Source organism: Endozoicomonas sp. (genome assembly GCF_031844845.1).
Lineage (GTDB): Bacteria > Pseudomonadota > Gammaproteobacteria > Pseudomonadales > Endozoicomonadaceae > Endozoicomonas.
On the sequence record NZ_JAVRMB020000238.1, the window covers coordinates 1 to 13,503 of the forward strand.

Here is a 13,503-nt window from a genome sequence, read left to right on the forward strand (position 1 = left end):
TGACCCATAACCAGGGCAAATACAAACGCAAATACCGCAAAGCCTTCAACAATTGCAGCAGGAGCAATGGACAGACCAAAGACTTCTGGCTTGTTTTTGGAAGCATTAATCGCAGCAGCTACCGCCTGACCCTGGTAAATCGCAGAATACATCAGGGCAACACCGGTCAGCAGACCAATACCAAACAGACCAGGAGCGCTGGCCACAGTCACACCAATACCACTGAGGGTAAACATAATAACAATGCCGTAAATAACCTGAGAGGAAGGCATGGCAGAAAGGCCGACAAACTTACCGTAACCACTCTCAACATCCAGCATCGCACCACAGGCAGCCTGCCCTGCTACCGAACAGCCAATTGCAGAACCAACTGCACCCAGAGCAACCGGCGAAAATACGCCGACCCAACCCAACGCCAAAATCAGTGCATCCATGGTTAATCCTCTCGTTTACTAAAAGTTTTGAATGGGTAGCCTTCGTCAGACAGGCCCCAGTTGACAAATTCAATGACGTTAAGACGCATGCCGTGAACCACACCGCTCATGATGCAAAGAGCAAAGTTAAGCATATGGCCCAGCAGTAGAATGATGCCCGCAAACAGCACACCGGTGACGGGGCTGGAATGAAGAACGTCCATTGCCAGTGAGTTAAAGGTCATGGCCAGCGATGCACCGGACAAACCCAGGGCAAACAGGCGCATGTAGCTGAGCACATCACCAAAAGCACCGGTGATGTTGTAGACGGCTTTCAGACCATCAAGCATTCTCAGAAACAGGTCTTTAAAGGATTTCACTTCCCGGCTGCTGGAGAACAGGAACACCAGTAAGGCACCTGCAATCATCAAACCCGGCCCGATGGTGGTTTCAAACGCCTTCGGTAAAGTACCCGTCATCCCCAACCAGATTGTCGTACCACCGGCCATCAATCCTGCCCAGCCCAAAGGTGCCAGGGCATAACTTGAGCCTCGATTAACGACAGCCTTCATGACATTGGCAATCACCAGGTGAGAAACACCAATGATCACGGACAATTTCATCATGCCGTTGTAGTCATTCAGATCGATAAAGGCGAGTCTGCCCAGTAAGTCGGTGCTATCTGGCGCGACACCAAAATAACTGCCAACAAAAACACCCCAGGCAATACCCGCTGCCGACATAAAGTACGCCAGATTCATCAGACGATGACCGGCTTCGCTCTGCTTCAGCTTGCTCCGGCACAAGAAGATGATCAGTCCGAAAACCAGTGAGTACATGGCATCGCTCATGATCATCGCAAAGAACAGCGAGAATGAGTAAAACACCACATTACCCGGATCCCAGGCCCGATAGTTGGGCGTCTGGAAGAAGCCAAGGGCATCAGAACCACCACCGGTTCCCGCTGGTTTATCCAGCAGCGTGGGTGGATGGTCGTCTACTGTAGGGTCTTCGAATATGACAGCAACACCCTGTGCCGCAGTGAACGCTTCAACATTCGCCTGGTCGGATACCGGAACCCAGCCCTGAACCAGGAAGAAACTGTCTTCGTCAATGGTGCCAGTAGTGGCCTGCTGCAGGTCGGCACTGTCCATTCGAGCCGCCAGAACCTGATCCAGCAGATAGTTCCAGCGGGTCAGGGATTCCCGCTCCGACAGCAGGTCTTCGATGGCATCCTCAGCCTCATCCAGCATCTCTTCCAGGCGGGAAAGGGGAATCTTGCCCACATGGGAACGCGGTGCTGGCAGAAGCACTTCATCCGGTTCACCATCAGAGACCACGATGACATAACTGTCTTTCTGGCTCTGATGAATCAGTTCCCATGGCAGTTCACTTTCTTTAAGAGACTCCCGCAGTGCGGGCAACTCGCCATTGGGCATCACATAGAACCAGAGCCGCTGCCCATTCAGATCCGACAGTGCTGGAAACGCAAACTCGCCCCAGGGACGCACTTCGCGAATTCGCTCCTGCAGCTTATCGCGGATATCCGATTGCTCACGAAACTTCGACTTATTGTCCAGAATTTTATGAACAATGTCGTCTACACGCGCGGTTTCCTGCTGGCCTCGAAAGGTGTCACGAAAATTGCGAATCTGCCGTCTCTGCTTGGGACTGCGCTCAAGCCATACTTTGGCTTCGCTGGCCTCTGCAGGCTGCACCGGCACATCAACCGCTTTATCCGTTAATGGAATAAGGTGCAGACATCCAAGGGATTGCAGCTGCTTCAGGATGCGGCTTTTGTCGTGATCAGGTCCGTAAAGGGTGATCTTCTTCAGTCGTTTAATAGCCATAATATGCTTTCGCAGGTCAGTGTGTCAGGCACTTAACCAGTTCCGACACAGGTCAGTATCAACCCGCCTGCGAATGACCTCCTTTGCCTGCAGCTGCCTGGGCCAGAACCTTGCCCTTGGAGAGCTTGGCGTTCATCACGCTGGCCCTGTCCTGATCAGACATATAGATCTGGATCTTCTGAATGTTCTTTTTGCTCTGGGGAATCAGAACCTTGGAGAACAGGTTAACCCGCTGGGATGTGGTTCGGGTGGCTTTATCCAGTTCTTTGTAGCGCAATTGACGAACCTGAAGTTCAACCTTCAGGCGTATCATCTGCTGCAACAGTTCAACCAGATAATCAACCCAGTGGGGTTTTGCCAGATCACTGTATGGGGTGAGCGCAATTTCAATATGCTCTACCAGTGGAACAGATGTACCAACGATATTTTCCTGTTTCAGGCGAACGTCTGTCACCTTCACCAGGTTATCCACCGGCACATCCTGTCTTGCCAGCATGGGCAGCTGTTGTCTAACCAGCCGCTCAACCTCAGCAAGATGCTCACGGGTTTCTGCCAGAGCTTCTTCCGCTTTTTTACGTTCCATCATCAACTGCTGACGCTTGAGTTCCAGCGCTGGCAGATAACGATTAAACGTTTTTAAACTGCGCTTCTCTTTGGTTAACGAGCTTTTATTGAGAGCTACCTTGGCCATAGTGATTACGCCTCAGCTGCTTCAAGGGCTGCCCCGGTGGCCACTTGCTCCTGATTCGGCCAGTACTTCTCCAGCAGACTCTGCTTCATCAGGGTTTCTTCCGGCGAAAAGCATTCAGCCATCGTTGTCCAACACAAATCCAGGGCATCTTCCAGAGACATGGCGGCATCCAGAGACATAAAGCGCGGCTTGAACAGATTACCGAATTTAATGGTCTTCAAGTCGTAACTGGACAGTTCAAAGGCCATGGCCTGCTTCTGGGCAGCATTGACCGAATCCGAGTAGAAACGGATCATGGTGTTCATCAGATGAGGGTGATCTTCACGGGTCTCTTTACCCATCACCATCTGCTTCAATCGCGACAGTGAACCGAATGGATCCAGATGGCCATCGTGCAGATAGAACTGGCCTTCGGTGATATAACCGGTGTTATCCGGAACCGGATGGGTCACATCGTTACCAGGCATGGTGGTTACTGCGAGAATCGTCACGGATCCTGCGCCTTTGTAATCACAGGCTTTTTCATAACGACGGGCCAGCTGCGAGTAAAGATCGCCCATATAACCCCGGTTAGCCGGAATCTTGTCCATGGCCACACCGATCTCTTTCATGGCGTCCGCATAAGACGTCATATCGGTCAACAGAACCAGTACTTTTTTGGACTCTCCAACGGCAAAATGTTCCGCCACTGCCAGCGCCATATCCGGCGTCATCAGTCGTTCAACCGTTGGGTCAGAAGCCAGGTTGGTGAACATGACAGTACGGGCTGATACGCCGGCTTCTTCAAACGCAGTACGGAAGAAGTGGTAGTCATCAAAAATCAGACCCATGCCCCCGAACACCACCACATCCGCTTCAGCCTGAATGGCGATACGAGCCAGGAAGCGGTTGTAAGGTTCACCCGCGACGGAGAAGATAGGAATCTTCTGTGACTCAACCAGCGTATTGAAGACATCGATCATCGGTACATTGGTACGCACCATGCGGGAGGCCAGTACACGACGAACCGGGTTTACTGACGGGCCATCAATCTCAACCTTCGGATCCTGTTCCAATGCCGGGCCACCATCAATAGGCTCGCCGGCACCATTGAAGATTCGTCCAAGAATATTGGGGGAGTAGGTGGTCTTCATGGGCTGACCCAGGAAGCAAACTGAAGCACCGGTGGATAAACCCTTGGTACCGGTAAAGACCTGCAGGGACACTTCCTCATGGTCAATCTTGATGATCTGGGCCATGGAGTAAGTCTCTCCATCCTGCTCAATCAGCGCCAGATCACCGTAATTGGCCTGGGCATTACCCTCAGCCAGGTTAGGGACATGAACGCGAATAAGGTCACCAACGATGCTAAGAATATTGGTGTATCGCAATAGGCTCTGGGGCATCACTGCTCCTCTATACGGCTGGAAAAATGAAAAAGAGAATGGATCATGGGCTCAGGAGGTTATCACAGGTTCAAATAGCCCTAATAGTAGACAATCCCTGAACATTCGCTGCCCCCTCGCCGTTGTCCGAAAAAGATAAAACCTGCTTTTTCGGGCAACGGGAAGCGGGTAGCGGGTAGCGGTCTTTAAGGCAAGGTTTCCACCATCACTGCCTTGATGGTATGCATCCGGTTTTCTGCCTGATCAAATACAATGGAAGCTTCAGATTCAAAGACCTCTTCCGTCACTTCCAGACCGTTCATACCACTCTTGTCAACAACATCAGCGACTTCTTTGCCAATCACCGTGTCATCATTGTGAAAGGCGGGCAGGCAGTGCAGAAAACGGACATTCGGATTGCCGGTCTTTTGCAGAACGCTCTGGTTCACCTGAAAGGGTTTCATCAGCTTCACCCTTTCATCCCAGGCTTCCATAGGTTCTCCCATGGAAACCCAGACATCGGTATACAGAAAGTCGCAACCCGCTACCGCTTCATCCACTGACTCGGTAATAGTTATCTTCGCCCCGGTTTCCCGGGCAATTTCCTGACACTGTTCAACCAGGGAGCTATCGGGGAAAAAGGTTTCTGGTGCTGCAATCCGGAAATCTACGCCCATTTTCGCAGCGCCCACCATCAGTGAGCTGGCAACATTGTTGCGTCCATCCCCGAGGTAGCAGAGTTTCATTTCACTCAGGGGACGACCATTGCCGTGTTCCTGCATGGTCAGGAAATCAGCAAGCACCTGAGTCGGATGCCAGTCATTAGTCAGGCCATTCCAGACGGGTACACCGGAAAAGGCAGCCAGATCTTCAACATGTTCCTGCAGGTGGCCACGAAATTCGATGCCATCATACATTCGTCCCAATACTCGGGCAGTATCCTTTACGGTTTCTTTAACGCCCATCTGGGAGCCGCCACCGATGTAAGTAACATTCGCTCCCTGATCAAAGCAGGCCACTTCAAAGGCACACCGGGTTCGGGTAGACGCTTTTTCAAAAATCAGGGCAATATTTTTCCCTCGCAGAAACTGTTCCTCAGTACCGGCTCGCTTTGCTGCTTTTAACTCTGCAGCTCGCTCCAGCAAATGGCTGATCTCCCATGGAGAAAAGTCCAGCAGCTTGAGAAAATGATGGTTCTGCAAACTCTTCACCATAACAGTCATAACAGTTTCCTGTGTCAGGTCATTTATTTTTCTTACGCTCTTCATCTTAGTGCCTGATAACCATTAACTATGTAATCAGCCATATTGATTTTACTGCTTACAATCAGGAATCAGGAATCAGGAATCAGGAATCAGGAATCAGGAATCAGGAATCAGGAATCAGGAATCAGGAATCAGGAATCAGGGAGCAACATCATCCACAGACCGGTTATTGCTGTCCAGTATCAAAATGAACTTCATTCGCCCATAGACTAACGCCGGATGATACGGAAGGCATTACGTAAAAATACGTTTCCAAGATATTTTCGGGTGAAATATCAGGTTGCTTTTTGTTGGTAATATTTTTGCTAAAAACTGAAAATCATGAAACTTCTTTTTATCCACGTCTATATATATGAGCTTGTCTATATGAGCTGAGCGATTTTTACAGGATTTACACTGATGACATCCCCGACTCAACATTCATCTCAAGATTCTCCCATTACGGCATATACGAACAAAGACCAACAGGATATTCCAGATAAGGTAAATATTGTGGGGGCAAAATGAATGCATATCGTGTTGGTCTCCTGGCTGGAGGCGCAGTTATGTACCTTTCTTCTGTACCTTTCTTCTGTACCTCTTGTGCCAGCTGTCATTTTCGTGGTCGGCGCGGGCTTTGTCTCAAGCCATATTTACGACAAGATCACGGCTCCTCATGCAGAACCGACTGACATAGCAGTACAGCTAACTAACGATAATAAAGCTAAAACTGAATAAACTGGTAAAACAACACCATAACAGACGGTGTATGTCTTTTGGGTGATGATTCAAAGCTGTTGACGGAGGCTCGAGCGAACTCATCCAATACATATAATGTAGTGTCTGCGATGGCAGAGGTGGCTATGCCATCAACCAGTGTGATGTATGGCCGCCTTTTGACACAACCTCTTTACAACGACTATCCTTTTTTTGTAAACACATACCTTCATGTCATTGCTGCATAAATAACGCTCCCCACGAATCCGCTAACTACCTGTCAAACTGCTTTCATCGAGGTTGATTATGAGAATCACCAAACGGTCATGGCCAGTCCTGATTATTTCTGCCCAGTTTGATGCAAAAAATGATGAAGGGTTCCGCCTGAGAGCGCTGGTTGACAAACTGAAAGATCTCCATGCGTTATCAGTCTATCCATCGTTCAGTTACGAGGATGGCGCAGAAATATTCATGTCCCGGTCTGACTTGGCTGCGGTGATTATTGACTGGGATATGCCCGTCGATAATGGCGGGTCAACCACCGCGATATCACTACTCAAGTTGATTCGCAGCCGCAATAAACATATTCCCATACTGTTACTGACCGAACGTCTGGCCATGGTCAGTATTCAGACAGACGTGCTTGAAATTATCAGCGATACACTCTGGAAAACCGCCGACACCATTGATTTTCATGCAGGCAGAATTGATACCTTTGTGATGGAATACATCACCAGCGTTCATCCGTCGTTTTTTGGTGCGCTGGTGAAATACGCCCATGAATACAAATACGCCTGGCATACCCCCGGACACATGGGCGGAGAGGGTTTTCTGCACAGTCCGGCCGGGCACGCCATGTATAACTTCTTTGGGGAAAACGTCTTTCGTTCCGACCTGTCCATTTCCGTTCCGGAACTGGGCTCCCTGCAGGATCACTCCGGCGTTGCTGGCGAGGCCGAGAGAAATTCAGCCCGGGTTTTTGGCGCTGACTATACCTATTACGTCCTCAACGGAACCTCCAATGTTAACCAGATTATCTGGCGCAGCCAGCTGGTGCGGGACGACATCGCCTTTGTGGATCGCAACTGCCATAAGTCCCTGAACTACGCCATGGTCATCACCGATGCCTGGCCGGTGTACATGATCCCCAGAAGAAACAAGCGGGGTATTATCGGCCCCTGTCGTTTATCCGAATTTTCAGAACAATCCATTCACTCCCGGATTCAGGAACACCCCTGCATTCCTGATGAACTGAAAAGCCAGCGGGTAAAAATGTCGGCCCTGACCAACTCAACCTATGACGGAATCTGCTATAACGTCATCCACATCAAAGAACAATTACAGCAGAGTGTGGATAACCTGCACTTTGATGAAGCCTGGTACGCCTACGCCCGCTTCCACCCCATTTATACCGATCACTACGGCATGACCGATGACGACCGAAACAGTGACCACCCGCCCATTTTCTGCTCACACTCCACCCACAAGTTGCTGACGGCTTTCTCCCAGGCCTCAATGATGCATATTCGTAATGGCAGCAGTGTCAAAGTCAATCCCGATGAGATCAATGAATCCTACATGATGCACGGCTCCACATCCCCCCAGTACAGCATGATCGCCTCCCTGGATGTGGCCACCAAAATGATGGAAGACAATGGTTTTATTCTGATCAATGACATCATTCTCGAAGCCATTCGCCTGCGCCAGAAAATTACCCATATCGCCCGGGAAATGAAATTCGGTAAAAGCTGGTTTTTTGAGATGTGGCAGCCACGCATTGTCAGCTACGAAGGCAGTGAGACCGCTTTTGAAAATGTCCCCGCCGAGTATCTGGCCAGCCACCAGCACCCCTGGGTATTCACCCGGAAAAATGCCTGGCACGGCTTTGCGGATATGGAAGAAAACTATGCCATGCTGGACCCGATTAAACTGACGTTTATCACGCCCGGACTGGACGACGATGGCAACCTTACTGATGAAGGTATTCCAGCATCCATTGTCTCCGACTATCTGATCCGACACGGCATTGTCTGCGAAAAATCCGATTACTACTCATTCCTGCTGCTCAATTCCCTCGGCACCACCCGGGCCAAACAATGCTCGCTGCTCACTGCACTGTTGCAATTCAAAGCCCTGTATGACCGCAACGCCCCCCTGGAACAGGCATTACCCAGTCTGGCCAATGATTATCCGGAGCGTTATGCCGGTGTTGGCCTGAAAGATCATTGCACCGAAATCCATCAGTACTTCAAAGAACACCAGATGCTGGACAAAATGCAGGACGCCTTTCAGGTAATTCCGGATCCGGCCATGAAACCGGCGGATGCCTACCACAGTGTCGTCAAAAAACAGGTGGAGTACGTTGAGCTGGAGGCAATGACTGACCGGGTACCTGCCGTCATGATCGTCCCCTACCCTCCCGGCATTCCCATTATGATGGGCGGTGAGTCTATGAACGACAAAGCCAGACCGATTTTTGATTACCTGATGGCCCGACAAAATTTTGAGAACCTGTTTCCGGGATATGAAAGTGATATACACGGCGTCGAGCGGGTAGCAAGGGATGGTAAAAAATTCTTTCAGACGCTTTGCGTGAAAGGATAACCCGTCATGTCCGGCAATACCGAAAAAACACCGTTGACCACAGAAGACAGCAAAGCAAAAAAACTGGGCACTATTGGCGCCACCTTCCTGATTATATCCAGTCTGGCAGGAAGTGGGGTTATAGCCCTGCCGCAACAGCTGGCCTTTACCGGCTCCATCACCCTGGTGTCATTTATCCTGGTCACCCTGGCGCCCTGTTTCTCACCCTGATCCATGTCCGGGCCGGTGAACGCTTTGATGACCCGAGCCCGACAGCGCTGGCCACCTCGGTAAGCCCGATCATCGGCGCCAAGGGTGGCTTCTTTTACGTCTATGGCAACCTTATTTCCAACGTTTCTATCCTGATTGCCGGGCTGGGTTATCTGGCCATGTTTTTACCGGAGCTGAATGATCCGATCATTCTGGGCATCACCGTTATCGCGCTTATCTGGCTATTCGTCGTACTGTCACTGAGGGGCGTTGGCATCATTGCCAAAGTCGTTTCCATCACCGTAACCTTACTGTTGATTGCGGTTGCTCTCACCAGTGTATTGGGCTGGATGGAATTCAGCCCGACCCAGTTTCAGGAGAACTGGAATGTATCGGGCAAAGGCGATGGCTCAGCCATTATGGCTGGATTTGCGATATTGATATTTTCTTATGTGGGCGTGGAGAGTGTTGCCACCAATGCGGAACAAATAGAGAACCCGAAAAAGGTGGTGCCTATGGCCACCATTGTTGGTTTTCTGGTGGTGGCCGTTTTTTATATTCTTTCTACCACCGTTATGGAGGGGATGTTCGCCGCCAAAGTCATTCAGGATGCACCCGCTTCTTTTGCCCTTTCCATGGCAACGATTTTCCACTCACCTTATGTTGGAGAGGTAGTCTCACTGGTGATGGCCATCGCCTGTATCGCCAGTTTTATGGTCTGGGGATTAAATTCCGTAAGTGCCGCAAAAACCTGTGCTGACAATGGCTTTCTGCCCAAAGCGTATTGCTATACCAACCGTTATGGCATTGCCAGTAAAGGGCTGGTCATTAACGGGGTGATCATGACCGTTGTTGAGCTTATCCTTATGATGATGGGCAGCAACATTGCAGAAGCTTTCAATATCTCAGTCACAATTTCAGTTCTGCTGCTGCTGTTCCCTTATTTCTGGTCCGGAGTGGCTCTGTTAAAACAGGATAATCTGGAGAAAAAAACCTCACGTTCCAATATTATTATTGTGGCACTCTCATCGCTGTTTATTATCTCAGCTTTCGCATCTGCCAATTACGATGAGTTGCTGATGGTGATCGCCATGGTGATGGTGGTACCGGGTGTTTATGCCATTCTGATCAATGTCAAAATTGTTAATATCACGAATGATGAGAAATAGGATCCATTGCCCACTATCCTTATCTGTATTTTCAAATACAGTGCCATCACTTGATTAAGCTGGGTCGTCATGAGACTCAGTCTCTGCAAATAAATTGGCTAACAAGCTGGGTTCGCTTGACCACAAGCTCATTAAATCCATCTGGGGCATATCCCGCGATGCCTGTTCCGTACCAGAACTACCTTTATGCCCGCCCACCCGGGATAAGATAGTTGATTCGGGATCTTGATCTGGCATTTCAATAATATGATCATCCCCTGATTTCTTAACTCCGGCCATTTCCATTTCAGGAGAGCTTCCAGCTTCTAAACATTTCTGCCTGACTTCTGTACTATATATTATGAATCAATGCGTGGAACTAATAGGAAATTAATCTGTCATACAACTACGACCATCAATAAAAACTGAACGATCAATCAGTTAATCTTCATTAAAACAATATTGCTTTCAATGAGAAATTGATGAATTCAATATTTGACGATTCAGCAGAAACCTGAAGGATGATTAGCACGGACTTTATTATTATTGATCAATAACCAGAGATGACTTAGTTGACTGCCAGATTACCCCATGGATTAACCAACAACACAAGCCTGTCTTCAGACAGAGATCAGGGACAGAAAGCCAGAACTGAATCCGGAAACCTTCGGGGAGTGTCCGTTGTTGCGAAAAACAATCCCCACTCTCGTCTAACTTCAAACTTATCGTCCCTTGATTCCAATACCAGTAGTGCGACCTCAGCTGTTTCCTCCCGATCAATACTGGCCAGGACCTGTCGCCTTGCCCTGGGATTCGCCTGTTTTGGATTGCTACTCACCACAGCCACGGCCCAGAATACAACGGCCAGATCACCAACAAACATCTATGACCATGTTGCTCCCGAGACTTGGCTAGTAATTGGCGCAGGCGCGATTGGCATCACAGCCTTCAGCCTGACTTTCTCCCATCTCTACAGAAAAATACGTGCTTATTGTACAGAACAACACCATAGGATTGAGGTTGAAGACATCACATCAGACAATACCAATACTCTGCTCAATAGTGATAATAATGACATCCCTCCACCTTACGATGATGCAATACCCATGGAAGAATGCTCAACCAGCATCTGTGCAGATGAAACCATAAATTCCTCTGCCCATCCACACAGTGGTAACCCTCCGCCCGAAAAGCAAATGGCCGGGAGCGTTCCTGAACCCCCCCCGTCCTATGATGATGTATTAGGAAACCAGAGAGAACCGGCTCCGCCCCAACAACCGGCAGGCGTTACATATTCCAGCATACAAACTGAAGTATAAGCTCCCTGAAACTGCAGTTTCATATTACCCACTGAAAATCCGGGTGCTCTATAGTTTTAACATCAGGAAAGACGTGAATAAGGCCCGTTACATTTTCTGAAGCCTTTGCTATCACTGACAGTATTTATGAAAAAGGCTCAAGGCTACAGACAAAAAAATGCGTAGAAATGCTTCAATCGTTCTTTTGCCTGATCATGGGTAATCGGGCAAAAACTGAGTAATGTACCCGGCATCGCCTGCGCCAGCTTATTCAGGTCCAGCTGGGGAACACAGCCAATCTTTGGGTACCCTCCCAGAGTCTGCCGGTCTCTCATAAGAATAATGGGCTGACCGTTTTCCGGGATCTGGACAGCACCCGGGGCAATACCTTCCGAAATAACACCACTACCCGGAGGTTTGATAACCGGCCCATCCAGACGATAACCCATACGATCACTGTCAGGAGACAGGGTAAACCCGGATCGATAGAAACACGCTTTGCTTTCCCGGGAAAAACCACTGGCCTGATAAGACTCAATGACATTTAGCTGCAGGTCTTTGCCATACAAGGGAATATAACGTACCGGCACCATACGGTTTATACCGGGAGTAAATACAACACCTGACCTGGCTTCAAGAATGGCATTTTGACCAACCAGATGACCTTTACCTGCCCCCCCATCATCACAGGCAAGCCCTCCCATACGATCCCTCACCACCGTCGCTACACTGCCAAAAACGGTGGGTGCCAAAAAGCCTCCGGGAATGGCCAGATAAGCTCTTAACCCGCTTTTGGGAAAACGAAAAGACAGCTCATCACCCCGGGTTAGATGAATGGTTTGCCACCCCATAATGGACTGCTTATTCACTCTCGCATCCAGGTCTGCCCCGGTGAGTGCCAGTGTGACCGGCTGATGGGCCAAAAAGGTTGCCTGACCCGCAGTAATCTCCAGCTGCGGACAATTCATGTCATTACCCAGCAGATAATTTGCCCAACAATAAGCATGAAGATCCATTGGACCACCCTGGGCAACCCCCTGATGCCCCATTCCGGTACGCCCAAGATCCTGCAGCTGTACCATCAACCCCGGGTCAATCACTTCTAATGCGACCACAGAGTTCCTCCAAACGAGAAAAATTGTTCTCGTGATATTGGTTGAAACCGGACAGACTGACCAACAGAAAAAGGAGACATGGGGCTTTTTTTAAAATCAATCAAAGGAATCGGGCAGTTACCAATGATCTGCCAACCGCCTGGAGAGTCAGAGGGGTAAACAGCCGTTTGCTGATCAGCAATACCTACGCTGCCCGCTGGCAACATTTTTCTGGGCTCCGATTTTCTGGGCGTGGCAATAGCGGCGTCAACTTTACCAAGAAAAGCAAAGCCAGGACTAAAGCCAATGGCACAGACAACATAAACAGACTGGCTATGAATACGGATAACATCATCAACAGAACAGTTATGAAGCCTGGAAAGTCCGGATAAATCAGGGCCGGTCTCCGGGCTGTAATAAACAGGCAATGTTATTATCTTCCGCAAGCTCCGGGGATTATCACGATTTCCAGGATCTTCAGAAAAAGTATTGATAATGGCCAATAGCTTTTTCTTTAACCCGGTAAAATCAGCTTTCAGTGGATGATACTGGATATAAATCGTCGTATAAGAAGGGATCACTTCGATCAGCTCAGAGGCAAAAGACTGTCTGATTTGATCCGCTAAAACCCCTATCCTTATGGCAAGCTGCGTATCAATATGATCACCCAGCTGTATGATCAGTCCGGCTTCAGAAACCGGCAGAATATCAATCATGGATTAAGCAGCTGATGGAGTTCTTTAATCAGGGCTATTGATTCAGGGTTGTCGCCATGAACACAGACAGTATCAGCCTTTAACTTCAGCTTCGCCCCCTTGATGGTTTTAATCTCTCCTGAAACCAGCCCCATTACCTGCTGCCGGATCAACGCAGAGTCCTGATAAACAGCGC

General features: G+C 49.2%; 13 protein-coding genes. 4 read left to right on the forward strand and 9 right to left on the reverse strand.

Translation table 11 applies throughout. The annotated features are described in order from the left end of the window. The 5 genes from RM811_RS12720 to argF all read right to left on the reverse strand — a co-directional run. A partial coding sequence (locus tag RM811_RS12720) for an ATP synthase subunit C (RefSeq protein WP_402524784.1) occupies positions 1–434 on the reverse strand: 434 nt, incomplete at its 3' end. 2 nt (positions 435–436) lie between these two features. Next, positions 437–2,263, reverse strand: coding sequence for a V-type ATP synthase subunit I (locus RM811_RS12725; protein WP_402524786.1), 1,827 nt, complete (start codon positions 2,261–2,263; stop codon positions 437–439). 58 nt (positions 2,264–2,321) lie between these two features. Continuing rightward, positions 2,322–2,954: a V-type ATP synthase subunit D gene (locus RM811_RS12730; RefSeq protein ID WP_402524788.1), complete on the reverse strand. Its 633-nt coding sequence runs from the start codon at positions 2,952–2,954 to the stop codon at positions 2,322–2,324. Between the two features lie 5 nt (positions 2,955–2,959). Continuing rightward, positions 2,960–4,339 carry a V-type ATP synthase subunit B gene (locus tag RM811_RS12735; RefSeq protein ID WP_402524791.1) on the reverse strand — a complete coding sequence of 460 codons (1,380 nt, stop codon included), beginning with the start codon at positions 4,337–4,339 and terminating at the stop codon, positions 2,960–2,962. A 185-nt stretch (positions 4,340–4,524) separates the two neighbouring features. Further along, positions 4,525–5,532 carry an ornithine carbamoyltransferase gene (argF, locus tag RM811_RS12740; RefSeq protein WP_402524809.1) on the reverse strand — a complete coding sequence of 336 codons (1,008 nt, stop codon included), beginning with the start codon at positions 5,530–5,532 and terminating at the stop codon, positions 4,525–4,527. Positions 5,533–6,090: 558 nt separating this feature from the next. Here argF and RM811_RS12745 point away from each other — a divergent pair. The 3 genes from RM811_RS12745 to RM811_RS12755 all read left to right on the forward strand — a co-directional run bounded on the left by RM811_RS12745 (position 6,091) and on the right by RM811_RS12755 (position 10,241). Next, complete coding sequence (locus RM811_RS12745; RefSeq protein ID WP_402524794.1) at positions 6,091–6,300, forward strand: hypothetical protein; 210 nt, start codon at positions 6,091–6,093, stop codon at positions 6,298–6,300. 285 nt (positions 6,301–6,585) lie between these two features. Beyond that, positions 6,586–8,883, forward strand: coding sequence for an Orn/Lys/Arg decarboxylase N-terminal domain-containing protein (locus RM811_RS12750; protein ID WP_402524797.1), 2,298 nt, complete (start codon positions 6,586–6,588; stop codon positions 8,881–8,883). Further along, positions 8,868–10,241: an amino acid permease gene (locus RM811_RS12755; protein ID WP_402524799.1), complete on the forward strand. Its 1,374-nt coding sequence runs from the start codon at positions 8,868–8,870 to the stop codon at positions 10,239–10,241. Before RM811_RS12750 ends, RM811_RS12755 begins: the two co-directional genes overlap by 16 nt. Before the next feature lie 54 nt (positions 10,242–10,295). Here RM811_RS12755 and RM811_RS12760 read toward each other — a convergent pair whose 3' ends face one another. Then, positions 10,296–10,526 carry a hypothetical protein gene (locus tag RM811_RS12760; RefSeq protein WP_402524801.1) on the reverse strand — a complete coding sequence of 77 codons (231 nt, stop codon included), beginning with the start codon at positions 10,524–10,526 and terminating at the stop codon, positions 10,296–10,298. A 266-nt stretch (positions 10,527–10,792) separates the two neighbouring features. On the opposite strand from RM811_RS12760, the gene RM811_RS12765 reads away from it, so the two are divergent. Next, a complete protein-coding gene (locus RM811_RS12765; protein ID WP_402524802.1) occupies positions 10,793–11,539 on the forward strand; it encodes a hypothetical protein in 747 nt (248 codons plus the stop codon). Between the two features lie 143 nt (positions 11,540–11,682). On the opposite strand, the gene RM811_RS12770 is transcribed toward RM811_RS12765, so the two are convergent. From RM811_RS12770 to RM811_RS12780, 3 genes are all read right to left on the reverse strand, one after another. Next, positions 11,683–12,633 carry a biotin-dependent carboxyltransferase family protein gene (locus RM811_RS12770; protein WP_402524805.1) on the reverse strand — a complete coding sequence of 317 codons (951 nt, stop codon included), beginning with the start codon at positions 12,631–12,633 and terminating at the stop codon, positions 11,683–11,685. Beyond that, positions 12,621–13,328, reverse strand: a complete 708-nt coding sequence (pxpB, locus tag RM811_RS12775; protein WP_402524807.1) for a 5-oxoprolinase subunit PxpB — start codon at positions 13,326–13,328, stop codon at positions 12,621–12,623. The genes RM811_RS12770 and pxpB overlap by 13 nt, the downstream gene beginning before the upstream one ends. Next, on the reverse strand, positions 13,325–13,503 hold a 179-nt coding region (locus tag RM811_RS12780), incomplete at its 5' end, for a LamB/YcsF family protein (protein WP_402524812.1). The genes pxpB and RM811_RS12780, both read right to left, overlap by 4 nt.